Genomic DNA, 23,798 nt, shown 5'->3' on the forward strand with positions numbered 1-23,798 from the left:
CAACCTTTCCACGAGGACAAGGTCAAGTCCAGATCAATAATTCAGGTCGGCGCGTTTCAGATACATACCATTCAGGCTGCTTGCGATTCGATACTTGAGGATATCGCCCGCTTGAATCCGAATGTTGGTGTTGCTCTGCGCTTCCATGCCCGGATCGCAACCGAACACCGCACCCGGCAGCACGCGTAAGCGAATAGCGACGTTACCGGCTGGCAGGTTGAAGGATACGGATTGTTCCTGGAACACCCGGCCCGCGAGTTGGTCCTGAATATAGATGCCGATCTCGCAAGACGTGGCAACTTCCAGTCGCTCGCGGGAAATGATCAGAACGCCGTAATCCTGATCGGCCTGAACCGCCGGGGAAGCAGCCAACAGACCGAGAATGCCGAAGAGGCTCAATGCTGACCAGCGCATCGCTGATACTCCTGATGTAGACGGTGATGATGCAGCTTGGCCGAGCCTTGCGCCGAATACCAGCCCGGCAGCGAACAGAGAAACTTGACCTTGCCACGATGGGAAGGTGAAACATGGCTTCATTGTTATTCACATCCCTGCTTGAAGGAGTAGCACATGCAACGATTCAACGTTCAAGGCATGACCTGCGGCCACTGCGTAAAAGCCGTGACCAGTGCAATCAAGGACCGGGACCCGAGTGCTCTGGTGCAGATAGATTTGCCGACTGGCGAGGTGATTGTCGAAAGCGACCTGGCCGCTCAGGAAGTCGTGGGGCTGATTGGCGAGGAGGGGTATCAGGCGCAAGTGGTTCAAGGCTAATCACTGAAACGCTACCGCTGGGGTTGCATGGATTCCCGCGGGCGCTGCCCCGGTGTCCATGGCACAGGACCTGTAGGAGCTGCCGAAGGCTGCGATCGCGGTGTGTCAGGATAAATGCCTCGCAGCCTTCGGCAGCTCCTACAGAAAATGCATTTCAATCCATTAGGTTGCATGTTGTTTGATGAAATCCGGGCGTGCCCGCGAAAAATGCACGCCGGTTACCCAGACAAATCCCAGTGCCTGTATCGCAAGCAAGCTCAGCTCTCACGGGATTTCCATGCCCTTGGCTCACCGCGATCCAGTGGGACCGAATTTATTCGGGAAGGCGGCATTCCAGACGATACACAGGCTGCGGATGTACCGGCCCCGAATGAATTCGCTCCCATGAGACGTGTGTTTGCAGGCCAGCATAGAGCCTCCCACAGGTTCTGCGACATCGCGTCAATGGTGAGATCCCAAAGTCAGCACTTGAAACTTTTTGAAGTAATTACCTTCTCCTGACACTCAGCCTCCACAGGCGCGGTTAAACTGTCTGGCTGCACGAGCACTGCCTGGACGCCTCATGAACCTTCGTACCATCCTGATTCTCGGTGCGCTTAGCGCCTTCGGCCCTTTGGCCATCGATTTTTACCTGCCTGGTTTCCCGGCCATCGCCCTGGCGTTTGGCACTGACGAGAAACACGTTCAGCTCACGCTGGCGTCCTACTTTCTGGGACTCTCCATTGGCCAGTTGGCTTACGGGCCAGTGGCTGACCGTTTCGGCAGGCGCATCCCTCTGCTGTTCGGTGTGACGCTGTTTACGCTGGCGTCGTTGGCCTGCGCATTCGCCCCTAATCTGGAATGGTTGATCGGCGCGCGCTTCGTTCAGGCTCTGGGCGGTTGCGCGGGAATGGTGATTGCCAGGGCAATTGTCAGCGACAAGTGCGATGCCGTGCAGTCAGCCAAGGTTTTCTCGCAATTGATGCTGGTGATGGGCCTGGCTCCGATCCTCGCACCCATGCTGGGCGGATTACTGGTCAACCTCTATGGCTGGCAGTCGATCTTTATCAGCCTCACAGCCTTCAGTGCACTGGCCTCGTTGGCCGTGGCGCTCGGGTTACCGGAAAGCATGCCAGCCAGCCATCCACGTCAGCCGCTGGCAGGGGCCCTGACTCAGTACCGCAGTTTGTTGGGGGATCGCATTTTCCTTGGGCATGCGTTGACGGGCGGTATTGCCATGGCCGGCATGTTTTCCTATATCGCAGGTTCGCCTTTCGTATTCATCAAGCTCTATGGCGTACCCGCAGAGCATTATGGGTGGCTATTCGGTACCAACGCGGCCGGCTTCATCTTGATCGCTCAGCTCAATGCAAGGCTGGTAGGGAAGCGAGGGCCAGCGTTTCTGTTGTCGCGGACTATATGGATCTACCTCGCCGCGGCTCTGGTACTGCTGGCGGTAACAGGGTTGCGTACTGAACAACTCTGGCCCTTGCTGGTGCCGTTGTTCATCTGCATTGCCAGCCTGGGCTGCATCATCCCCAATGCCTCGGCCTGCGCAATGAACGGCCAATGGGCTCGCGCCGGAAGTGCGTCTGCGATGCTGGGTTGCCTGCAGTTCAGTGTGGCGGCGGGTGCGGCTGCAATGGTTGGCGTGCTGCACGACGGCACCGCCGTACCCATGGCGCTGGTGATCAGCATCTGTGGTGCACTGGCGGTCAGCATTTCGGTACTGACCCGCCGCTTGCAGAACCAGCGCGATGCACTGAGCCGTCAGGCCTGACGTTGAAGCTCCCGCGAATATTTCGCGGGAGTTTACCCACCGATAGATACTCCCCCGCCGCAACTTCTGATTAACCTGTTGCCCATTAAGTGTTGGCGTAGCTATTTATCAGATGTCAATAATAAGCCAGGCAGCCTAGGTTCATATTCCTTCAATGATTTGCTGTTATTGGCTACATGCCTCGTGGATTTATCCTACGGATATTTCGGAAAGTGACGAGTGTAAATATGATTGATGGTAACTAGCTGCGAACATGCGCTCTACTAATTGTCTTATTTTATTGAGCGTTTTTGGGTGTCTTGGCTGTAGGAAGATGCCGTGTGCAGTATTGCGGATTTTCTCCTGAGGGGGCGACAGGCCGTTGTATCTAGGGATCAAGTGAGTCCCTTGTGATTTTTCCAGGAGTTGTCTAGCCGTAAAAGCTTGGACTAGGTTAGTCAAAAGGAACTGGATCCCGGCGGGATAATGAGTTTTTTGCCTGATCGGGTGAAAGGTTCCAAGGCTTATACTGGCTATCCGAATCTGGATTCATAGTTGATGTCGGGAGGGGCGGGCAGTTAGATGCTGTTGGTCACTTGACGGCTGCGGTTTTACTGGCTCATTACGGCTTCGACTTTGGCGGCGCGGCTTCTTGATTGCAACTTGATTGCTGCCGCCATGTCATCGCGATAGATGATGTTTCAACAGGGAGTGAACATATGGAATATGCACCTTGCATCAGTCACGTAGCAACACTGCTGGCTGACCCGAAGCGTAGTGCAATGATTTGGGCCTTGATGGATGGAACTGCTCGACCCGCCAATGAACTGGCTCTGCTTGCGGGCCTGACGACATCATCGGCTGGGGCCCATTTGGCGCGCCTGGCATCTGGCGGGCTGTTGAAGCAGGAGGTGCGAGGCCGCAAACGTTTTTTCCGTCTGGCGGGGCCGCAAGTGGCGACAGCACTTGAAGCGCTGGCATGTGCCTCTGTTGTCAGTGCCGCGCAGATCAACCGGAATGTGGCACAACCTTCGTCTTCCATGCCATTGCGCGAGGCCCGTATCTGCTGTGATCACTTGGGGGGCGATATGGCCGCCGAGCTTTATCAACGGCTTCTGGGGGCGGGGTGGATCGAACAACAGGAGCAGCGAGTGGAGGTCACCAGCGTAGGTATGGCAAAGTTTGCCGAGCGGGGGATTTACATACCTGCGCTTGCGCTTCGTCAGCGCGAAACGGTCTGCGCCTGTGCCGACAGGGGCGAATTCACTCCGCACCTGGGTGGTGCGCTGGGGGCAGGGTTGCTGCAGCTTTTCATTCAGATGGGCTGGTTACGCACGACTGAAGAGTCCAGCACCCTGCAGGTGTCGTTCAGCGGGCAGCGCGAGATCGACAAGATCGCGGCTGCCGCCTGACGGGCGATCAGCTCAAGGCTTGATCAGACGTGCATCCAGACTGTTTTGCGCCAGACGCTTTGCCTGGTCTTCAGTCATGCCCAAGTGGGTATACAGCGCATGGAAGTTCTCGGTGACGTAGCCGCCGAAATAAGCTGGATCGTCGGAGTTCACCGTAACCTTCACACCACGCTCAAGCATGTCGAGAATGTTGTGCTTTGCCATGTCATCAAAGACGCAGAGCTTGGTGTTCGACAGCGGGCAGACTGTCAGCGGGATCTGCTCGTCGATAATACGCTGCATCAGACGTTCGTCTTCGATTGCCCGTACACCGTGATCAATACGCTGGATTTTAAGCAGGTCCAGCGCTTCCCATATGTACTCCGGCGGCCCTTCTTCGCCAGCATGAGCTACGGTCAGGAAGCCTTCGTTACGCGCCCGATCGAAAACGCGCTTGAACTTGCTCGGTGGATGGCCCATTTCCGAGCTGTCCAGACCCACGGCGACGAATGCATCGCGAAACGGTAGCGCCTGGTCGAGGGTTTTTTCCGCTTCCTCCTCGCTCAAATGACGCAGGAAGCTGAGGATCAGACCACTGCTGATACCCAGTTTCGATTGACCGTCTTTGAGTGCGCCAGTGATGCCGTTCAATACGACTTCAAACGGTATACCCCGGTCGGTATGGGTTTGCGGATCAAAGAAGGGCTCGGTGTGAATCACGTTCTGGGCCTTGCAGCGCTCCAGATACGCCCAGGTCAGGTCGTAGAAGTCCTGCTCGGTACGCAGTACATCTGCGCCCTGGTAATAAAGGTCAAGGAATTCCTGCAGGTTGTTGAAGGCGTAAGCTCCGCGCAGGGCTTCGACGTCATTCCACGGCAGCGCGATCTTATTGCGTTCGGCGAGTGCGAAGAGCAACTCGGGCTCCAGAGAACCCTCCAGGTGCAAGTGCAGTTCTGCCTTTGGCAGGGCGTTCAACCAATCGTACATGTGCTTTTCTCATCAGGTGCAGATGGCCGGCATTCTACAGAGTCATGCTTCGGGATGGGCAAAACCTGACCAAGCGGTTCAATTTACCCGGCCTCTTGCTCCCGTCGATAGGCATAGGTATCGGCAAAGCGTGACAGCAAGAACGCGGCGCAAGTAGTTACAGGGTAGCGTGCTGGCTCGGTTTCGCTCTGGCATCCGGGCAGGCATTCAATTTCGGTGTCCGGGTTGGGCTCTACGAAAAACGGCATCGAATAGCGATCAACGCCCAGTGGGCTGACCACTCGATGCGGCGTGGACACATATCGGTCGTTACTCCAGCGCGCCATCATGTCGCCGATGTTGACCACGAATGTGCCGTCGATGGGTGGCGCGTCGATCCACTGGCCGCGCACATCTCGCACTTGCAGTCCGCCCGCAGAGTCCTGATGCAGAAGGGTGATACAGCCATAGTCTGTGTGTGCCCCTGCACCTTGTTGTTCGGCGCTGGTGGCAGTATGGCGCGGCGGGTAGTGGATAAAACGCAGCACGCTGACGGGGGCGACAAAGCGTTTGTCGAAGAAGTCACGCTCGATGCCCAGCGCGACAGTGATCGCCTGAAGCAATTTCTGTGCGAGCGCCTGCATGTCCAGATAGTGCTGCTCCATCAGAGCTTGCCAGCCCGGCATGTCTGGATGCCGGTTGGGGCCGCGTAACGGTTTCTCTGCGAGGACCTCGGGATGATCGGCGGGCAAGTGAAAGCCCATGTCGAAGGTTTCCTTGAGATCGCTCGGTATATTCGGGTCCAACTGTTCGGTCGCGATAGCGCCATAACCGCGATGATGGCGGCTTTGAGTTATGTCGATCTTGAGCTTTTCTGCCTGGGGCAGGGCGAAGAATTGCTGCGCCGCGCCGACCACCTGTTCGATCCGCGTGGTGCTGAGCGGATGGCCTTTGATATAGAAAAAACCCCACTCCCGACAGGCCTGGTCGATTTGCCGGGCAATGTCTTGCCATGCGATTTGGTCATCGCTGTAGAGCGGGGCGATGTCGATGATCGGGAGTTGGTTCACGGTGTCCTGTCCTTATGATTTTTTAACTGTAGGAGCGAATTCATTCGCGAAGGCGGTTTCACAGCCGATGAATATCTATCGAATGTACCGGCCCCTTCCCGAATAAATTCGGTCCCACAGGGTTTCAATGGTGCGCCCCGGTTACTTCGGCAATTCCGCCTTGATGCCTTCAACGTAATAGTTCATCGAGGCCAGTTCTGCATTGGTCGCCACCTTGCCTTCCGGGATTTTCACTGCGCCGGTCTGATCCTTGATCGGGCCGGTGAACGGGTGGAATGCGCCACTTTTGATGTCGGCAATGATCTTCTCGGCTTCTGCCTTCACGTCCGCCGGGACGATATCGCTGATCGGCAGTTCAACCGTGCCTTCCTTCAGGCCACCCCAGTAATCCTGAGATTTCCAGGTACCGTTGATCACGCCTTCGGTCGCCTGGATGTAGTGCGGTCCCCAGTTGTTGACGATGGAGGTCAGCACCGCTTTCGGACCAAAGTGAGCCATGTCCGACGCATAACCCACGGCATAGACACCGCGGCGTTCAGCTGTCTGGATCGGCGCCGGGCTGTCGGTGTGCTGGAACATGACGTCCACACCCTGATCGATCAACGCGTTGGCGGCATCAGCTTCTTTGCCCGGATCGAACCAGGAGTTGACCCACACGACTTTGATCTCGGTGCCCGGGTTGTATTTGTTCAAGGCCAACTGGATGGCATCGATATCACGCAGTACTTCCGGGATCGGGAACGAGGCGACGTAACCGACCTTTTTGGTCTTGGTCATTTTTGCCGCCAGGAACCCACCGACGTAGCGACCTTCATAGGTGCGCGCCAGGTAGGTGCCCATGTTCTTGTCCTGCTTGTAGCCGGTCGCGTGTTCGAAAGTCACTTTCGGGAACTGCTTGGCGACTTTCAACGTTGGGTTCATGTAACCAAACGAAGTGGTGAAGACCAGGTCGTAGCCACCCTTGGCCATGTTGCGGATCACCCGTTCAGCGTCAGCGCCTTCCGGCACGTTCTCGACATAGCTGGTCGTGACCTTGTCGCCCAGCGCTTCAACCATGGCTTTGCGGCCTTGCTCATGTTGATAGGTCCAGCCGTGGTCGCCGATCGGACCGATGTAGACGAAGCCGACTTTCAACGGGTCTGCCGCCGATGCGAGCAGGCTCGAACCCAGGCCGACTACCGCAGCCATGGCACACAGCAATTTTTTCAGGGGGCGACGCGGGTGAGTGGTGGAGTGCATCGGGTCTAGCTCCTTATGGTCTTGTTGGCACTGCCGTCTTAGCGGGTTGCTCCACCAATGCAAAAAACTGACCAACTGGACAGTTAATGGCAGGGCTTCATCTGTAATAGGTTTTCCCGCGATACAGACGACACCGGACGGTGCATTCCAGCCCAACGTTGCTGCTAACTGGTGCGCCCATGATCTGTAGGAGCTGCCGAAGGCTGCGAATGACAGCGTGTCAGGCAGATCGCTTCGCAGCCTTCGGCAGCTCCTACAGGAATGCGCGACGTCAGATCTCACCCATTTTGAAACCTTTGCTTACACTCAGCACTCTCAACGCCTTGAACGCGTTATCCGGACGGTTCATGTGTGAAGGTTTAAAGGCAGGTAATGGGCTCAATACTCAAGCAAGAAAAATTTCTCCTGCTGGCGATTCTGGCAACGTTCGTCGCTTACCCGTTTGAGCACTGGTTCCTCAACAACGGGCAGGGCATTGCGCTCACAGCGGGCATCGCGCTGGTTGGATTTATCGTCTGCGCGTCTTTGCGCGTCGCTCACCACGCCGAGTTGCTTGCTGAAAAAGTCGGCGATCCCTACGGCACCATGATCCTCACGCTTTCGGCTGTGCTGGTGGAAGTGGTCATCCTGGCGATCATGATGAGTAACGAACCGTCGCCAACGTTGGTGCGCGACACGATTTACTCGGCAGTGATGCTCGATATCAATGGCATCCTGGGCCTGGCTGCCTTGATGGGCGGTATCAAGCACGGCGAACAGTCCTACAACGATGATTCGGCACGCACCTACAGCGTGATGATTCTGACCGCGATGGGCGTTTCCATGGTCGTGCCGGAGTTCATCCCTGAAGGCGACTGGAAGATGTATTCGGCGTTCACCATTGGCGCGATGATCTTGCTCTACACCTTGTTCCTGCGTATGCAGGTCGGGCCGCACAGCTACTTTTTCAGCTACAGCTATCCAGAGAAAAAGAAGCGCAAGGATCAGCCTGAAGCGCAGAGCGAACCGGTCAATCTGACGCTTTCGATTGGGACGCTGGTGCTGGGTGTGGTTGTCATTGGCGCACTGGCCGAAGTGATGTCCAAAACCGTCGACCTGGGCCTTGAAGGCACTGGCGCACCGCCGGTCATGACGGCGATTCTGGTGGCAGCCATTTCAGCCGCGCCCGAAATTCTGACGGCCTTGCGTGCCGCGCTGGCAAACCGTATGCAGTCAGTGGTGAACATCGCTCTTGGTGCTTCGCTGTCGACGGTGATTCTGACGGTACCCGTCATGGAAGCCATGGCGCTTTACAGCGGCCAGCCGTTCCAGATGGCCATGACCCCGGTGCAGACCGTGATGATTTTCATCACCTTGCTTGTCTGCGCGATCAACCTCAATGACGGTGAAACCAACGCGATAGAGGGCATGACCCACTTCGTACTGTTTGCGACATTCATCATGTTGTCGTTGTTGGGGTTGTAGCTGGAGCACCGCTTATGATCTCAAGCGCACGATGAACCTGTGCAGACTGTGTGAAAACTACTGCGCTCGGCAATACCGCGTTAAAAACAGGCGAAAAATGCTCATTTAGAACACCTAGACTCCGCTTTTTCGCCTGTTTTTGCCTTGTCTTGCCGTCGCTCGCTACGTTTTCACACAGTCTGTGTGGGACCGAATTCATTCGGGAGAGGCCGGTACAGCCGCCGTATTACCTTCGTCAGGAATATCGCCTTCCCGGATGAATTCGGTCCCACAGGTTCAGTGTTTAAGGTCCGCCGGTGTGTACAGAAATCATCAACCGCGAATCAACGCTCGCGCTGCCTGGCTGTGATCGGCAATCAGGCCCTTCAAATCAAGGCCTTCTACCTGCCCATCAATCACTCGCCACTGCCCGCCAATCATGACTCGATCGGCGCGATCGGCGCCGCACAGCAGCAGTGCCGATACTGGATCATGGCTGCCGGAGAAACGCAGTTCGTCCAGTTTGAACATCGCCAGATCCGCCTGTTTGCCGACTGCCAGTTCGCCGATGTCGGTTCGGCCGAGTAACTGCGCAGATCCTTTTGTGGCCCAGCCAAGCACAAGCTCCGGGGTGATTTTTTCTGCTCCGTAACGAAGGCGTTGCAGATACAGCGCCTGTCGCGTTTCGAGGATCATGTTCGAGGCGTCGTTGGAGGCCGAGCCGTCTACACCCAGCCCTAGCGGAGCGCCTGCTGAGATCAGATCCAGTGTCGGGCAAATGCCCGAGGCCAGACGCATGTTCGAGCTTGGGCAGTGACAGACACCTGTGCCAGCCGAACCCAGTCGGGTGATTTCGTCAGGGTTGAAATGAATGCCGTGGGCGAGCCAGGTGCGCGGCCCCAGCCAGCCGACGCTGTCCAGATAATCGACAGTGCGCAAGCCGAAGCGCTGCAGGCAGAAGTCCTCTTCATCCAGAGTTTCGGCCAGATGGGTGTGCAGGCGGACATCCAGTTTTTCTGCCAGATCAGCGCTTGCACGCATGATCTCGGGCGTGACCGAAAACGGGGAGCAGGGTGCCAGGGCGATCTGAATCTGAGCGCCTGCGCCGCGCTGGTGATAGCGGTCGATCAAACGCTGGCTGTCTTCGAGGATGACCTCACCTTGCTGTACGGTTTGTTGCGGTGGTAACCCTCCGTCGTCTACACCCAGGCTCATCGAGCCTCGGGTGAGCATCGCGCGCATTCCCAATTCACGGACGCTCTCAACCTGCACATCGATGGCGTTTTCCAGGCCGTCGGGAAACAGATAGTGATGATCCGCCGCTGTGGTGCATCCCGACAGTAGTAACTCGACCAACGCAACTTTGCTGGCCAGTGCGAGTTTCTCTGGAGTCAAACGCGCCCAGACCGGATACAAGGTTTTCAGCCATGGGAATAATGGCTGGTTGACCACTGGAGCCCAGGCCCGCGTGAGGGTTTGATAAAAATGGTGATGAGTGTTGATCGAGCCCGGTAGCAGCACATGCTCGCGGGCGTCGAACACTTGATCGCAAGGGCTCGACGGTAACTGACCAGCGCCGAGTACTTCGGCGATGAGGCCATTTTCAATGACCAGGCCGCCTCGGGTATCAAGGTCGTTGGCAGTGAAAGCAGCAAGGGGATTTTTCAACCAGATACGGATCGCGGGCATTGTGCCGGCTCCTCTGAAAGACAGGTTCAGGTTAGCCAGCTCAGTGTTGCCCTGTCTGCTGATCCAGGGTCGCTGGCGCTTTGCAGCGCCGGCGAGGCCGAGATTCTACCTGTGATCCCGGTAGGAGCCAACTTGTTGGCGAGAGGTTCTACGCGGTGCATCAGGCAATCCGCTATCGAGGCCTCGCGGTGCTCGGTGGAGCGCCACCCCGGCCTCTGCTACAGAAGAACATTCCGATTCTAATAGTTATTTCACCACGGAATGGTTTCGCCTTTGTAGTCCACGAAGTAATGCCCGCCTTTACCCGCGTAGGCCACGAGTTGTTCCACTAGCCCGCGAGTGCTGGTCTCGACGTCGATAGCCGCAGCTTCGCCACCCATGTCGGTTTTCACCCAGCCCGGGTGCAAGGACAAAACGGTTGGCCGAGGCTCCGGCAACTGCAGCACGAAGCTGTTGGTCAGGGAGTTCAGGGCCGCTTTGCTCGCTTTGTACAGCGAAGCATCTGCCCCATCCGGACAGGTAACGCTGCCAAATCTGGAGCTCATGAAAGCCAATACACCCGTGGTTGGACGGATCTGCTGGACGAGACGTTCAGCCAGCCGGATAGGGGCAATAGCGTTGGTGAGGAATAGCTGGGTCAGTTCAGCTGTGGTGATCTGCTCGGCGCTTTGTGGTCTTGGTCCCATGATGCCGGCATTGATGACCACTACATCAAAGGCCTGTCCTTGCAGCGTGTTTTTCAAAGCATCGAGAGACGCTACGTCATCCATATCGAGGGTCTCGATACGGACGCCAGCGATTGCTTGGAGGTCAGTCGCTTTCTGTGGATCACGAACGGTTGCGGTGACGTTCCAGTTTTGTTCGGTCAGTCGTTTGACCAGCCCCAGGCCAATGCCGCGAGAGGCGCCGATGATCAGTGCAGTTTTTTGAGTGGACAAAATTTTCTCCTGAACAGCGTTATGAGGGATTTAGCGGGCAGCTTTGGCCCAGCCGGTCCTGTAATTCGTTACGCAATTCGCCGAGTTCGGCGATGCGGGTTTCGACCAGTGCGAGTTTGTCCCGCAGTAGCTGAGTAATCGCCAGATCGGGTGCCGGTGTTTTCCAGAGTTCGGCAACGCTATGGCCGATTTCGTTCAGGCTGAAGCCCAGACGCTGTGCTGTCTTGATGAACTGCACCAGCTGCACCATCTCTGCAGGATAGTGCCGATAGCCATTAGCGCTGCGTTGCGCGGCAATCAAACCGCGCTGCTCATAGAACCTCAGCGTGTCGCGGCTGACGTCGGTGGCTTGAGCCAGTTCACCAATGCGCATATTTCCGTTCCTTGGGGTTGACCATGGAGCGTACTCCAGCCTTTAGCCTGTTGAAACATTCAATCAACAGGAGCGTCTTTATGTGGCAACCGCAACACTATCACCAAGTGGTCCGGGCCAGCGGCTGGTACGACCTTATTGTTACTGCAGCATTTGTCACGCCGTGGAGTTTTGTCGCGCTGCATGGGCTTTTATCCAGCTTGAGTCAGGCCTGGAATGTGCCCGGCACGCTGCCACCGTTCGAACCCATGCATATGTTGATGGCCAACTTGCTGGGGTCGATTGTGTGCGTCTGGTCAGTGTTACGGATTCGCGATCCGCAAAGGGTTTTCGGACGTTACGATGCGGTGGGTCGCTTGCTGTTCGCAACCTGGCAGATATATGCCCTGATGCAAGGAGCGACGTGGTTGCTGGCGGGATTTCTGATCATGGAGTTGATGTGGGCGGTGTTGCAGTTATTACCGGTCCGCTCGATTAACAAGCAACTGTAGGAGCGCCACCCCGGTCGCTCCTGCAGCCTCATTTTTTCAGCTCTGTGTTAATGCCCCGCCTGCCAGGGCTGCCCCAGCGAAACCGGGGCATACAGCCGGGTGCGCAGGGCATTGCGCGACAGCATCACCAATACCAGGATGGTCGCTACATACGGGAGCATCGCCAGCAGGTTGGAAGGGATCGCCAGGCCAATACCTTGTGCAACCAAATGCAGGATGCTGGCGAGGCCAAACAGGTACGCGCCCAACAGCAGACGCCATACTCGCCAACTGGCGAATACAACCAGAGCCAGGGCGATCCAGCCGCGGCCGGCGCTCATGTTCTCTGCCCACATCGGTGTGTACGCCAACGACAGATAGGCACCCGCCAGGCCAGCCATCGCGCCGCCGAACAATACTGCCAGGGTCCTCACCCGCAAAACGGGCAAACCCATGGCGCTGGCCGCGTCCGGGTTTTCGCCGACTGCCTGGATAATCAGGCCCACGCGGCTTTTCAGCAGTGCCCAGACCACCAGCGCAAACAGTGCAAAGGACAGGTAAACCAGAATGTCCTGAGCGAACAGCATGCGGCCGATCAGCGGGATGTCGCTCAGGTAGGGGATCAGAATCGGCTCGAAACCTTGCAGGGGTTTACCCACCCAGGCAGCGCCAACGAAGCTCGACAGGCCTACGCCAAAAATAGTCAGCGCCAACCCTGTTGCGACCTGATTGGCATTGAAGACCAGCGCCACCACCGCGAATAACCCCGACAGCAGCATGCCCGCCATCATCGCGAGTAACACCCCAAGCCAAAGATTGCCGGTACTCAGGGCAATAATGAAGCCGATCACGGCCCCAAACAGCATCATGCCTTCTTGCCCAAGATTGAGGACGCCGCTTTTTTCACAGATCAGTTCGCCCAGTGCAACCAGCAGCAGTGGCGTTCCGCAGCGCACCATGGCAAAGAAAATATTGCTCAGCAGATCGATATCCATCACACAGCTCCCGTGGCAACGGGTGCCATCTGACGTTTTGCCCAGCGCGCTTTCAGGCGTGGGCGATAAAGGATCAACACATCACAAGCCAGCAGGAAGAACAGCATCATCCCTTGAAACAGCTGAGTGATGGCCTGAGGTAAATTCAGCGCCATCTGCGCGTTTTCTCCGCCCAGGTACAGCAGCGCCATCAGCAAGCTGGCGAACAAAATACCGATTGGATTGAGGCGGCCAAGGAACGCTACGGTAATCGCTGCGTAGCCATAACCCGGCGACACTTGCGGGACCAGTTGACCAATCGGGCCTGCAACTTCGCTGACCCCGGCCAATCCTGCGAGGCCGCCGCTGATCAGCAAGGCAAGCCAGACCAGACGTTTTTCCCGAAACCCAACGAAACCTGCAGCGCGTTTATCCAGACCCAGCACCTTGATCTGAAAACCGACAAAGCTGCGTTGCAGCAAAACCCAAACGGCAACCAGTGCCAGCAAGGCGAAGTACACACCGGCATGTACGCGGCCATCTTCGCTGAGCAGGGGTAAGCGGCTGGCGTCACCGAACATTGCCGACTCCGGAAAATTCATTCCGGCTGGGTCCTTCAGCGGCCCATGCACGAAAAACAAAAGGAGGTTCAGCGCGATGTAATTGAGCATGATGCTGGTCAGGATTTCATTGGCGTTGAAGTGGGTGCGCAGCCACGCGGTCAGGCCCGCCCAAGCAGCGCCACCGAGGGTGCCAACCAGCAGGATCAGCACCAGTGCCCAGCGGCTTTCCATGTCAATGATGTTGACCGCCAATGCACTACCCGCCAGTGCGCCCATCAACAGCTGACCTTCGGCACCGATGTTCCAGATCCGCGCTTGATAAGCGACCGCCAAACCCAGGGCGCAGAGCAGAATGGGCAGCGCCTTGACCATTAATTCGGATACGCCGTACCAGTCGCTAACTGGTGCAATCAGCAAAGTATGCAGAGTAAGCAAAGGGTCCAGGCCCAATGCAAGAAACAGTAATGAGCCGCAGATCAGGGTCAATACGGCGGCCAGCAGTGGCGAAAACCACAACATGGCTCGTGATTGTTGCCCGCGCGGTTCCAGAGAAAGCAGCATCGGAAACTCCGTTAATTAAGCGCGGCGGCTTGGAATTGAGGTTGAGTGCCAGGCGGTGCATCGAATTCACCAGCCATCCAGCCGCCGACCTGCACGGGCGAGGTCTGCCCGGTCGGCACAAGAGGGGAGAGCCTGCCACTGCTCAGCGCGGCAAGGCGGTCGCTGATCTGGAACAGTTCGTCGAGGTCTTCTGATATCACCAGGATCGCGGCGCCAGCATCGCGCAAGGCAATCAGCGCACGATGAATCGCTGCGGCGGCACCCACGTCGACTCCCCAGGTCGGGTGCGCGGCGACCAACAACTTCGGGTTCTGCAGGATTTCGCGGCCCAGAATAAATTTCTGCAAGTTGCCGCCAGACAGGCTGCGAGCCGGAGCTTGAGCGTCGGGTGTCTTGACTGCGAAGCGTTTGATGATTTCATCAGCCAGACTTCTGACCTTGTCGCGCTGGATCAGGCCATTACTGACCAGGCCCTGTTGAAAGGCAGTCAGCAGAGCGTTATCACTAAGGCTCAAATCTGGAACGGCACCGTGCCCGAGTCGTTCTGCCGGAACAAAGGCCAGACCATTGCTACGGCGCGCATCCGGACGCAGATGACCGACGTTCGCCTCCGCGAACCGGATACTCGCGGACAGCGCATGGCTCAGCGTTTGTTCGCCGCTGAGCAGTGCGAGCAGCTCGTCCTGACCGTTACCTGCCACACCTGCGATGCCGACGATCTCGCCGCTACGCACTTCAAGGTCGATGTTGACCAGAGAACATCCGAAGGGATCGGGGTTATGCCAAGAGAGCTTTTCCACTTGTAGAAACGGCTTTTGACCTGTGACTTTTGGATACTGTGCGGTCAAGCCTTCAGCGTCACCGACCATCAACCGGGCGAGCTCCAGGTCAGAGCACTGTGCCGGGATGCAATGCCCGGACACCTTGCCACCTCGAAGTACGGTCGCGCTGTGACATAAGGCCCTGACCTCACCCAGTTTGTGGCTGATAAACAGAATGCTGCAGCCTTCCTCGGCCAGGCGGCGCAGGGTGACGAATAGTTCGTCAGCTTCCTGAGGCGTCAACACCGAAGTAGGTTCATCAAGAATCAGCAGGCGGATGTCCTGCATCAGGCAACGAATGATCTCGACTTTCTGCCGCTCGCCGATCGACAGGCTGTGGACAAGTCGTTGCGGCTCGACGGCCATGCCGTAGCGTTGCGAGACTTCGCGAATTTTTGGTTCCAGTTGCTTGGGTGTGCCAGCCGCGCCGCCCATCGCCAGCGCGATGTTCTGGGCGACCGTCAGGGTTTCGAACAACGAGAAATGCTGGAACACCATGCCGATGCCCAAGCTTCGGGCCTGGGCTGGATTGCGCATTTTCAGAGCTTGCCCCTGCCAGACGATTTCGCCTGAATCGGGCTGCGTCACGCCGTAGATGATTTTCATCAGGGTGCTTTTGCCTGCGCCGTTTTCGCCGAGCAAGGCGTGGATTTCTCCGGGCGGAATATTCAGGTCAATGGCATCGTTGGCCAGGCAACCGGGATAGCGTTTGCTGATGGCACGAAGTTGCAGGCGTGCGGGCGTCACAGGGTTTGGCATGACAGGCTCAAGGTAAGAGGATCGCTTGTGGATATAGCAATTTCCTGGCCAGGCAGTCAGGTTTTTTGGGAGGCAGTTCGCAATCGCTTGTAACTACTGAGTTGTAACGACTCTAGCTCAACTTTTGTTGGGAATTGAAACTGGATTCGAAGTCTCTTTGAGCACCAGATCGGGGCGTGTTTCGGTAGACATGGCGCAATATCGCTCAGCCGGATTGAGCGAAAAACATACAGTTGCTATTCAGTCAGGCTGCTTCGGCCTCGCCGAGACCCTTGCACCTGTTATCCACAGGTTGTTCCACAGTAAATGTGCGCAAGGTCAAAACATTGATATAAGCCGCGACTCGTTAGTTTCGACCAGCGATAACGGGCCGTAACACGCTGTTTTCAAGAGGCTTTTGTCGCTATATGACATATTTGTATAAAAAATGATCGATAGGCTGAAAGCCTGAGTTCATAAGGCTTTCAGCCGCATGTGCTCAGCTTATCCACAGCCGGATGCACAGTAATTGTGTGTAGGGCCTCTCTGGGAGATTGCCTGCAAGCGTTGATCCCGGTGGAAGCGAATTCATTCGCGAAAGGGGCCAGCGCATCCGCAGCTTATTTATCGTTTGAAATACCGCCTTCCCGAATGAATTCGGTCCCACAGGATTTACGTCGCATATCAGCTTGCGGGCAAGCACTGAAAATCCCGTGGTGCTCCAATTCTGCTGCGTAAAAACGCGGTATCAGTCAGGTTCTGTATTTAAAACAATCCGCCCCCGGCTCAAATCCGCCAATTGCCGCTGCAGCAGTTCAACCTGTTCAGGTCCAACCGCAATCGCAAGGTCCACTCCATTAGCGGTGAAGTCTTCGTTCTGGACCAATCCGTTCAGCTCGGCAAGCCGCAGCTTTACCAAGGCCAATTCGCTGAAGCTGCAGGACAAATTGAGTTGTACGCGAGTGATCAGAGGCAGGCGTTCAGCCTGTTGCAGGCATTTGTTCGCTCCGCCACCGTAGGCTCGGGCTAGGCCGCCGGTACCCAGTTGAATGCCGCCGTACCATCGAATCACCAGAACCACGACCTGATCGAATTCCTGAGCCTCGATGGCCGCCAGAATCGGTCGGCCTGCCGTCCCGCCAGGTTCGCCGTCGTCATTGCTGCGGTATTGATCGGCCAGTTTCCAGGCCCAGCAATTGTGAGTCGCGTTGAGGTCGCTGTTCTGCTCGATAAACGCTTGTGCGTCGGCGGCACTGGTGATCGGCGCGGCAAGGGTAATGAAGCGGCTCTTGCGAATCTCTTCGCGAAATTCACAAGGGCCAACCAGAGTAAAAGGCATGCGTGGGTTCCAGCTGTAAACAGTTGCGCCAGTTAAGCGCCTGGAGGCGTGAGGCCGCAACCCTTGAGAATGATGCGGATGAGATTATCGCCCGCAACCTCCATATCTTGCTTGGTCAAACGAGTGCGCCCGGTCACTTGGCAGATTTGCGTGGCAAAGTCGGCGTAATGTTGAGTGCTGCCCCACAGCAGGAAAATCAGGTGGACCGGATCCACCGGGTCCATTTTGCCTGCATCGATCCACGCCTGGAAAACCGAGGCTCGACCTTGAAACCAGGCTTGGTAATCCTGGCTGAAGTATTGGTTAAGGCATTCGCCACCGCTGATGATCTCCATCGCGAAGATTCGAGAAGCCTGAGGCTGGCGGCGAGAGAACTCCATCTTGGCTCTTATGTATTGGCTCAGCGCCAGCGCAGGGTCGTCCTCGACGGTAAGATTGTTGAAGGTGCTGTCCCACAGTTCGAGGATGTTGCTGAGTACCGCAACGTACAGCCCCAGCTTGTTAGTGAAGTAATAATGAAGATTGGCCTTGGGCAGCCCGGCGTTCAGCGCGATGGTATTCATGCTGGTGCCTTTGAAACCATGACGGGCGAATTCATCTTCCGCAGCTTTGATAATGGCTTCTTCATTCTTCTGACGAATGCGGCTGGCCGGCTTTATGCTGTGAGTACTGTGCGCTGGGACTTCAAGGATCATGGGGCAGTTCCGGACAGATCATGGGGTGCAATGCTGAACAGATAGCGCAACCCTGCTGATCCGACAAGTGTCGGCAGGGGAAAGCATTAAGCGTTCGGCATCTTCAGGATTCAGTGCGTCGATGGTTCGCCTTCGGTTGCAGATTTTGTACCGACGGCACTGGTTTTGTCCTCTGGCAGTAGAAGGCACATGACAATGGCAGTGATGCCTCCGCTGGTAATCGCCGAGTCAAACAGGTTCTGTACCAATTTAGGCAGATGATGCAGCAGTGCCGGTTGTGCGGCGATACCCAGGCCTACACCAAAGGAGGTCGCGATAATCAGCATGCTGCGTCGGTCCAGTGGTGCCTGGGCCAGAATACGTACGCCCGCAGCCGCAACGCTTCCGAACATCACCAGCGTCGCGCCGCCGAGAACCGGTTTGGGGATCTGCTGCAGCAATGCGCCAATAGTCGGGAACAGCCCGAGCATGAACAGCACTGCGCCGATGTACAGGCCGACATAGCGGCTGGCCACACCGGTGAGCTGAATGACCCCGTTGTTCTGCGCGAAAGTCGTATTGGGAAATGCGCTGAAAGTCGCGGCGATCATGCAGCTGACTCCATCGCCCAGCACTCCACCTTTGAGTCTGGCGATGTAGCTCGGGCCGCTGATAGGCTTTTTGGCGAGCATGCAGTTGGCTGTCAGGTCGCCCACTGTTTCGATGGTACTGATCAGGTAGATAAGCGCGACCGGCAGGAATGCGGTCCAGTCAAAGGCAAAGCCAAACCGGAATGGGACGGGGACGCTGATCAGGGGTAAGTCGCTGACTGAGTGAGGGACCAGCTTGCCGCTGAACCACGCCGCCAGGCTGCCAACGGCGAGGCCGATGATAATTCCCGACAAACGGATCCATGGGATATTCGAGCGGTTAAGCAGAATGATCACGGCCAGCACGAAGCCGCCAAGTGCCAGGTTCAGTGGTTCGCCAAAATCAGGCGCATTGAAGCCTCCGCCAAGGTCGGTCACGCCGACCTTGATCAGGCTGACGCCGATCAGGGTAATCACGATGCCGGTCACCAGGGGCGTGATGACTCTGCGCAGTTGGCCAATGAAGCGGCTCAAGACAATCTGCACCAGTGCCCCAAAGAAACAGACGCCGAAGATCATTGCCAGAATGTCCTCCGGGCTACCGCCGCGTTGCTTGACCAGAAAACCCGCGGACAATACTGCACCGAGGAAGGCAAAGCTGGTGCCTTGCAGGCAGATCATCCCTGCACCAATGCCAAATGGCCGACGTGCCTGGATGAAAGTACCTACGCCTGAAACCATCAACGCCATGCTGATCAGGTAGGGCATGTACGCCCCCAGACCGAGCGCCGAGCCGATCACCAATGGCGGCGTGATGATGCCGACGAAACTGGCAAGCACATGCTGCAACGCGGCCAATATGGCCGGCAATGGTTTGGGCCGATCATCCAGACCGTAGATGAGATCACTATTGGGTGAGGCGTCGGGCTGCATGTCGTGCTCTCAATGGGCGTCTGATACATCCACTGTGCAAAAAGCTGTCCAAGTGCTCAGGAATTTTGAGGGCTAGTGTTTAGCGAATACCTTTAGTCGCACCTCGGTGTCCATGGCACGGCGCTGTCGCGCAGCAAACCCAGAGCTGTAGGAGTGAGCTTGCTCGCGATTCGATCTCATGGTCGAAGAATTCATGTGATGAATTGACGCTATCGCGAGCAAGCTCACTCCTACAGGTCGAGGGTTTGCCGCTGGGCAAATGTTTCAGCGTGTAGCAGCCAGCGTCTGCAGAAAGCTCTCCAGCACCAAATGGGGGCGGCGTCCCTTGCGGGTTACTGAAACAAGGCTCAGGTCATAAAAACGGGAGGAGGGCTTCAATGCCCGCAGTCGGCCCTGCTGTACCCAAAAGCCTGCGTAGTGATCCGGCAGATAGCCGATGTAACGACCGGTCAGAATCAGAAAAGCCATGCCTTCCCGGTCAGAGGCGCTGGCCGTGCAGTGGAGTGCCTGATAATGGGCCTGAATGTCGGCAGGCAGCCTGAATGTCGGCGCAATGGCGTCCTGTTCCGCGAGTCGTTCATCGTCCAGCGCAGCGTCTTCCATATAGAAGAGTGGGTGGCCCACTGCGCAGTAAAGCAACGACCGTTCGCTGTACAGCGGCTGATACTCAAGCCCTGACAAGGCGCTGGCCTGAGGCACGACGCCGACGTGCAAGCGCCCGTCGAGCACGCCTTGTTCGACCTCATTGGGGGCAATCATGCGGATGTTGATGTGCACGTCAGGTCCGCGCTCTTTCAACTGGGCGAGTGCGTGGGTGATGCGCATATGAGGCAGGGTGACGAGGTTGTCGGTCAGGCCGATGTTCAGCTCTCCACGCAAATGCTGGTGCAGGCCATTCACCTCGGTGCGGAAGCTTTCCAGCGCGCCAAGCAGTTGCAGCGAAGACTGATAGACCTCTCGGCCTTCTTCGGTCAACGAGAAACCGGCGCGGCCGCGCTGACAAAGGCGCAAGCCCAGGCGCTGCTCAAGATCGCTCATCTGCTGGCTGATGGCCGAGCGGCCTATGCCCAGGGCGCTTTCTGCGGCGGAGAACCCGCCCGACTCGACTACGCTTCGAAAGATGCGCAGCAATCGAATATCAAAGTCGCTGACTTGTGCCAGTGGATCGGGGCGACGACTGCTCATAGTTTAGTAATCGGCTAACTAAAGATCGTAAAAGTTGAGTTTTCACGACTTTATCCCCGTGGCACCGTAGCTGCATCAAGTATTTGCATCCTGTCTACCGCCCAGCGCTCCAGCGAGGTCCGTTTCGATGAACAGTTTCGAGTCGTCCGAGATGTCTATTGCCAGCCAATTGAAGCTTGATGCTCATTGGATGCCCTACACAGCCAATCGCAATTTCCAGCGTGATCCACGCCTGATCGTTGCGGCACAGGGCAGTTACCTGACAGATGACAAGGGTCGCAAGATCTATGATGCATTGTCCGGTCTGTGGACTTGTGGGGCGGGTCATACGCGCAAGGAAATTCAGGAAGCGGTCTCTAAGCAACTGGGCATTCTGGATTACTCCCCGGCGTTCCAGTTTGGTCATCCGCTGTCTTTCCAGCTTGCGGAGAAAATCACCGAGCTGACACCTGGTAACCTCAATCATGTTTTCTACACCAACTCAGGTTCCGAGTGCGCGGATACCGCAGTGAAGATGGTGCGGGCTTACTGGCGGTTGAAAGGGCAGGCGACCAAAACCAAAATGATCGGCCGTGCCCGCGGTTACCACGGCGTGAACGTTGCGGGTACCAGCCTGGGTGGGGTTAACGGCAACCGTAAAATGTTTGGCCAGTTGATGGACGTGGATCATCTGCCCCATACCTTGCTGGCCAGCAACGCCTATTCCAAGGGTATGCCGGAGGCTGGCGGTATCGCGTTGGCTGATGAGATGCTCAAGCTGATCGAGTTGCACGACGCATCGAACATTGCAGCGGTTATCGTCGAGCCAATGGCGGGCTCTGCGGGTGTGATTGTGCCGCCTCAGGGGTATCTCAAGCGTCTGCGGGAAATCTGCGACCAGCACAACATCCTGCTGATCTTTGACGAAGTCATTACGGGCTTTGGGCGTACCGGATCCATGTTCGGTGCCGAGAGCTTTGGCGTTACGCCTGATCTGATGTGCATCGCCAAGCAAGTCACCAATGGCGCGATTCCCATGGGGGCAGTGATTGCCAGCAGCGAAATTTATCAGACGTTCATGAATCAACCGACGCCTGAGTACGCTGTTGAATTCCCGCATGGTTATACCTACTCGGCACACCCTGTTGCGTGTGCGGCCGGTATCGCGGCGCTCGATCTTTTGCAGCGGGAAAACCTTGTCCAGCAGGCGGCCGAAGTGGCGCCGCACTTCGAAAGCGCGCTGCATGGCATCAAAGGTACGAAGAACGTCGTCGACATTCGTAACTATGGCCTGGCCGGTGCTATTCAGATTGCCCCACGTGATGGTGATGCAATCGTGCGACCGTTCGAAGCAGGCATGAAGCTCTGGAAGGCTGGTTTCTACGTCCGGTTTGGCGGTGACACCTTACAGTTCGGTCCAACCTTCAACAGCAAGCCGCAAGACCTGGATCGTTTGTTTGATGCGGTGGGCGAAGCGCTGAATCAGGTCGACTGACCAATCTCTTCTATATAGATGACAGGCGCGGAGTCGTTCGCGCCTGCTTTGGAGTCATTTCATGAGCACCATTCAACACTTGATCGATGGCCAGTTGGTCAGCGACAACGGCCGCACTGCTGACGTGTTCAACCCGTCGACCGGGCAGGCCATCCACAAAGTTTCACTGGCCAGTCGTGAAACCGTGCAGCAAGCCATCGATTCGGCCAAGGCAGCGTTTCCGGCCTGGCGCAATACGCCACCGGCAAAACGTGCTCAGGTCATGTTTCGCTTCAAGCAACTGCTGGAGCAGAACGAAGGTCGCATCGCACAACTGATCAGTGAAGAACACGGCAAGACTCTCGAAGACGCCGCGGGTGAGCTCAAGCGTGGTATCGAAAACGTGGAATACGCTTGTGCGGCTCCTGAAATTCTAAAGGGTGAGTACAGTCGCAATGTCGGCCCGAATATTGATGCCTGGTCCGATTTCCAGCCGCTAGGTGTGGTTGCCGGTATTACGCCGTTCAATTTTCCGGCCATGGTCCCGCTGTGGATGTATCCCCTGGCGATCGCCTGCGGTAACTGTTTCATTCTCAAACCGTCAGAGCGCGACCCCAGCTCCACATTGCTGATTGCCCAACTGCTGCACGAGGCCGGTTTGCCTAAGGGAGTACTTAATGTCGTTCATGGCGACAAGGCTGCGGTGGATGCGTTGATTGAAGCGCCGGAAGTCAAAGCGCTCAGTTTTGTGGGCTCAACACCAATCGCCGAGTACATCTATAAAGAAGGCGCTGCACGTGGCAAGCGAGTGCAAGCGTTGGGCGGCGCGAAAAACCATGCGGTGCTGATGCCTGATGCTGATCTGGACAACGCCGTCAGTGCCTTGATGGGCGCAGCTTACGGTTCGTGCGGTGAGCGCTGCATGGCGATTTCAGTTGCCGTGTGTGTGGGGGATCAGATTGCCGATGCTCTGGTGGCCAAACTGGTGCCGCAGATCGCTTCGCTGAAAATTGGTGCCGGTACAACATGTGGGCTGGATATGGGGCCTCTGGTCACCGGCCAGCATCGCGACAAAGTAAGCGGCTATATAGAAGACGGTGTGCAAGCGGGCGCGAAGCTGGTCGTTGATGGGCGTGGTTTAAGCATTGCGGGTAATGAAGACGGCTTCTTTATGGGTGGTTGCCTGTTCGACCAGGTGACGCCGGAGATGCGTATCTATAAAGAAGAGATCTTCGGCCCGGTGCTGTGCATCGTGCGGGTTGCCAGTCTTGAGCAGGCCATGCAACTGATCAATGATCATGAATACGGTAATGGCACGTGCATCTTTACCCGAGACGGTGAAGCTGCGCGTTTGTTCTGCGATGAAATTGAAGTGGGTATGGTCGGAGTTAACGTGCCTTTGCCAGTGCCGGTTGCCTATCACAGCTTCGGCGGCTGGAAGCGTTCGCTGTTCGGCGATCTGCATGCGTATGGTCCAGACGGCGTGCGGTTCTATACGCGTCGTAAGGCAATTACTCAGCGCTGGCCGCAGCGTGCAAGCCATGAAGCGTCGCAGTTCGCCTTTCCCAGTCTGTAAGTAGCTGTCTTTAAAAGAGGGGGAGCCGCCAGGCTCTCCTTGTGTTTTAGGGCGTTTCAGAGAGATATGACAATTTAGTGAAATTAGGGGTTGACGGCCTCTCTAATGTCTCTATAATTCGCACCTCTTCTGGCGCAGGCGGAACGAAAAACTCCTTGATAATCAACGAGTTGGACGATTTAACTAGCGAGGAAGAGGCTTCGATGAAGTTGATCGAAAGCGGTGAAAAAAGGGAGTTGACAGCAGGTTGTAACGCTGTAGAATTCGCCTCCCGCTAACGAGCAACGTGATGTTGATCGA

General features: G+C 56.6%; 21 protein-coding genes. 7 read left to right on the forward strand and 14 right to left on the reverse strand.

Going from position 1 to position 23,798, the window contains the following annotated elements; translation table 11 throughout:
- Window positions 1–33 precede the first annotated feature (33 nt).
- On the reverse strand, window positions 34–414 hold the full coding sequence (locus EE949_RS02490; protein WP_122662545.1) for a hypothetical protein: 381 nt from the start codon (window positions 412–414) through the stop codon (window positions 34–36).
- A gap of 156 nt (window positions 415–570) precedes the next feature.
- Between EE949_RS02490 and EE949_RS02495 the strand changes: the two genes are divergently transcribed.
- The 3 genes from EE949_RS02495 (at window position 571) to EE949_RS02510 (ending at window position 3,924) form a co-directional block, all read left to right on the forward strand.
- On the forward strand, window positions 571–774 hold the full coding sequence (locus EE949_RS02495; protein ID WP_122662547.1) for a heavy-metal-associated domain-containing protein: 204 nt from the start codon (window positions 571–573) through the stop codon (window positions 772–774).
- A gap of 562 nt (window positions 775–1,336) precedes the next feature.
- Window positions 1,337–2,533 (forward strand): multidrug effflux MFS transporter, encoded by a 1,197-nt coding sequence (locus EE949_RS02505; protein WP_122662552.1) that lies wholly within the window; start codon window positions 1,337–1,339, stop codon window positions 2,531–2,533.
- A gap of 698 nt (window positions 2,534–3,231) precedes the next feature.
- Window positions 3,232–3,924, forward strand: a complete 693-nt coding sequence (locus tag EE949_RS02510) for an ArsR/SmtB family transcription factor (protein WP_122662555.1) — start codon at window positions 3,232–3,234, stop codon at window positions 3,922–3,924.
- Between the two features lie 12 nt (window positions 3,925–3,936).
- Here EE949_RS02510 and EE949_RS02515 read toward each other — a convergent pair whose 3' ends face one another.
- The 3 genes from EE949_RS02515 to EE949_RS02525 all read right to left on the reverse strand — a co-directional run bounded on the left by EE949_RS02515 (window position 3,937) and on the right by EE949_RS02525 (window position 7,178).
- Window positions 3,937–4,890 carry an adenosine deaminase gene (locus EE949_RS02515; RefSeq protein WP_122662557.1) on the reverse strand — a complete coding sequence of 318 codons (954 nt, stop codon included), beginning with the start codon at window positions 4,888–4,890 and terminating at the stop codon, window positions 3,937–3,939.
- 83 nt (window positions 4,891–4,973) lie between these two features.
- Window positions 4,974–5,939: an isopenicillin N synthase family dioxygenase gene (locus tag EE949_RS02520; protein WP_122662559.1), complete on the reverse strand. Its 966-nt coding sequence runs from the start codon at window positions 5,937–5,939 to the stop codon at window positions 4,974–4,976.
- 141 nt (window positions 5,940–6,080) lie between these two features.
- The gene (locus tag EE949_RS02525) at window positions 6,081–7,178 is read right to left on the reverse strand and encodes a BMP family ABC transporter substrate-binding protein (RefSeq protein ID WP_087267790.1); all 1,098 of its coding nucleotides are present in this window, start codon (window positions 7,176–7,178) and stop codon (window positions 6,081–6,083) included.
- 372 nt (window positions 7,179–7,550) lie between these two features.
- On the opposite strand from EE949_RS02525, the gene EE949_RS02530 reads away from it, so the two are divergent.
- On the forward strand, window positions 7,551–8,642 hold the full coding sequence (locus EE949_RS02530) for a calcium:proton antiporter (RefSeq protein WP_122662562.1): 1,092 nt from the start codon (window positions 7,551–7,553) through the stop codon (window positions 8,640–8,642).
- A 312-nt stretch (window positions 8,643–8,954) separates the two neighbouring features.
- Here EE949_RS02530 and EE949_RS02540 read toward each other — a convergent pair whose 3' ends face one another.
- The 3 genes from EE949_RS02540 to EE949_RS02550 all read right to left on the reverse strand — a co-directional run bounded on the left by EE949_RS02540 (window position 8,955) and on the right by EE949_RS02550 (window position 11,621).
- Window positions 8,955–10,310: an 8-oxoguanine deaminase gene (locus EE949_RS02540; RefSeq protein WP_122662564.1), complete on the reverse strand. Its 1,356-nt coding sequence runs from the start codon at window positions 10,308–10,310 to the stop codon at window positions 8,955–8,957.
- Between the two features lie 251 nt (window positions 10,311–10,561).
- Window positions 10,562–11,251 (reverse strand): SDR family oxidoreductase, encoded by a 690-nt coding sequence (locus EE949_RS02545; protein WP_122662566.1) that lies wholly within the window; start codon window positions 11,249–11,251, stop codon window positions 10,562–10,564.
- A gap of 16 nt (window positions 11,252–11,267) precedes the next feature.
- On the reverse strand, window positions 11,268–11,621 hold the full coding sequence (locus tag EE949_RS02550; protein ID WP_122662569.1) for a MerR family transcriptional regulator: 354 nt from the start codon (window positions 11,619–11,621) through the stop codon (window positions 11,268–11,270).
- Window positions 11,622–11,701: 80 nt separating this feature from the next.
- Between EE949_RS02550 and EE949_RS02555 the strand changes: the two genes are divergently transcribed.
- Window positions 11,702–12,112: a hypothetical protein gene (locus EE949_RS02555; protein ID WP_122662571.1), complete on the forward strand. Its 411-nt coding sequence runs from the start codon at window positions 11,702–11,704 to the stop codon at window positions 12,110–12,112.
- A gap of 47 nt (window positions 12,113–12,159) precedes the next feature.
- Here the strand turns inward: EE949_RS02555 and EE949_RS02560 are convergent, their stop codons facing one another.
- The 7 genes from EE949_RS02560 to EE949_RS02590 all read right to left on the reverse strand — a co-directional run bounded on the left by EE949_RS02560 (window position 12,160) and on the right by EE949_RS02590 (window position 20,469).
- Window positions 12,160–13,086 carry an ABC transporter permease gene (locus EE949_RS02560; RefSeq protein WP_122662574.1) on the reverse strand — a complete coding sequence of 309 codons (927 nt, stop codon included), beginning with the start codon at window positions 13,084–13,086 and terminating at the stop codon, window positions 12,160–12,162.
- Window positions 13,086–14,189 (reverse strand): ABC transporter permease, encoded by a 1,104-nt coding sequence (locus EE949_RS02565; protein ID WP_122662576.1) that lies wholly within the window; start codon window positions 14,187–14,189, stop codon window positions 13,086–13,088. Before EE949_RS02565 ends, EE949_RS02560 begins: the two co-directional genes overlap by 1 nt.
- Window positions 14,190–14,200: 11 nt before the next feature.
- Entirely contained in the window at window positions 14,201–15,769 is a 1,569-nt protein-coding gene (locus tag EE949_RS02570; RefSeq protein WP_122662578.1) for an ABC transporter ATP-binding protein, read from the reverse strand.
- 727 nt (window positions 15,770–16,496) lie between these two features.
- Window positions 16,497–17,087 carry an IMPACT family protein gene (locus EE949_RS02575; RefSeq protein ID WP_122662580.1) on the reverse strand — a complete coding sequence of 197 codons (591 nt, stop codon included), beginning with the start codon at window positions 17,085–17,087 and terminating at the stop codon, window positions 16,497–16,499.
- A gap of 32 nt (window positions 17,088–17,119) precedes the next feature.
- Window positions 17,120–17,782 carry a TetR/AcrR family transcriptional regulator gene (locus EE949_RS02580; protein WP_122662582.1) on the reverse strand — a complete coding sequence of 221 codons (663 nt, stop codon included), beginning with the start codon at window positions 17,780–17,782 and terminating at the stop codon, window positions 17,120–17,122.
- 110 nt (window positions 17,783–17,892) lie between these two features.
- Window positions 17,893–19,284 carry a uracil-xanthine permease family protein gene (locus tag EE949_RS02585; protein WP_122662584.1) on the reverse strand — a complete coding sequence of 464 codons (1,392 nt, stop codon included), beginning with the start codon at window positions 19,282–19,284 and terminating at the stop codon, window positions 17,893–17,895.
- Window positions 19,285–19,548: 264 nt separating this feature from the next.
- Window positions 19,549–20,469, reverse strand: a complete 921-nt coding sequence (locus EE949_RS02590) for a LysR family transcriptional regulator (RefSeq protein ID WP_122662586.1) — start codon at window positions 20,467–20,469, stop codon at window positions 19,549–19,551.
- A gap of 127 nt (window positions 20,470–20,596) precedes the next feature.
- On the opposite strand from EE949_RS02590, the gene EE949_RS02595 reads away from it, so the two are divergent.
- Entirely contained in the window at window positions 20,597–21,943 is a 1,347-nt protein-coding gene (locus EE949_RS02595) for an aspartate aminotransferase family protein (RefSeq protein WP_122662589.1), read from the forward strand.
- 61 nt (window positions 21,944–22,004) lie between these two features.
- Window positions 22,005–23,498 (forward strand): CoA-acylating methylmalonate-semialdehyde dehydrogenase, encoded by a 1,494-nt coding sequence (locus EE949_RS02600; RefSeq protein WP_122662591.1) that lies wholly within the window; start codon window positions 22,005–22,007, stop codon window positions 23,496–23,498.
- Window positions 23,499–23,798 lie beyond the last annotated feature (300 nt).

The sequence above is a fragment of the Pseudomonas viridiflava genome (assembly GCF_900602065.1).
Classification (GTDB): Bacteria; Pseudomonadota; Gammaproteobacteria; order Pseudomonadales; family Pseudomonadaceae; genus Aquipseudomonas.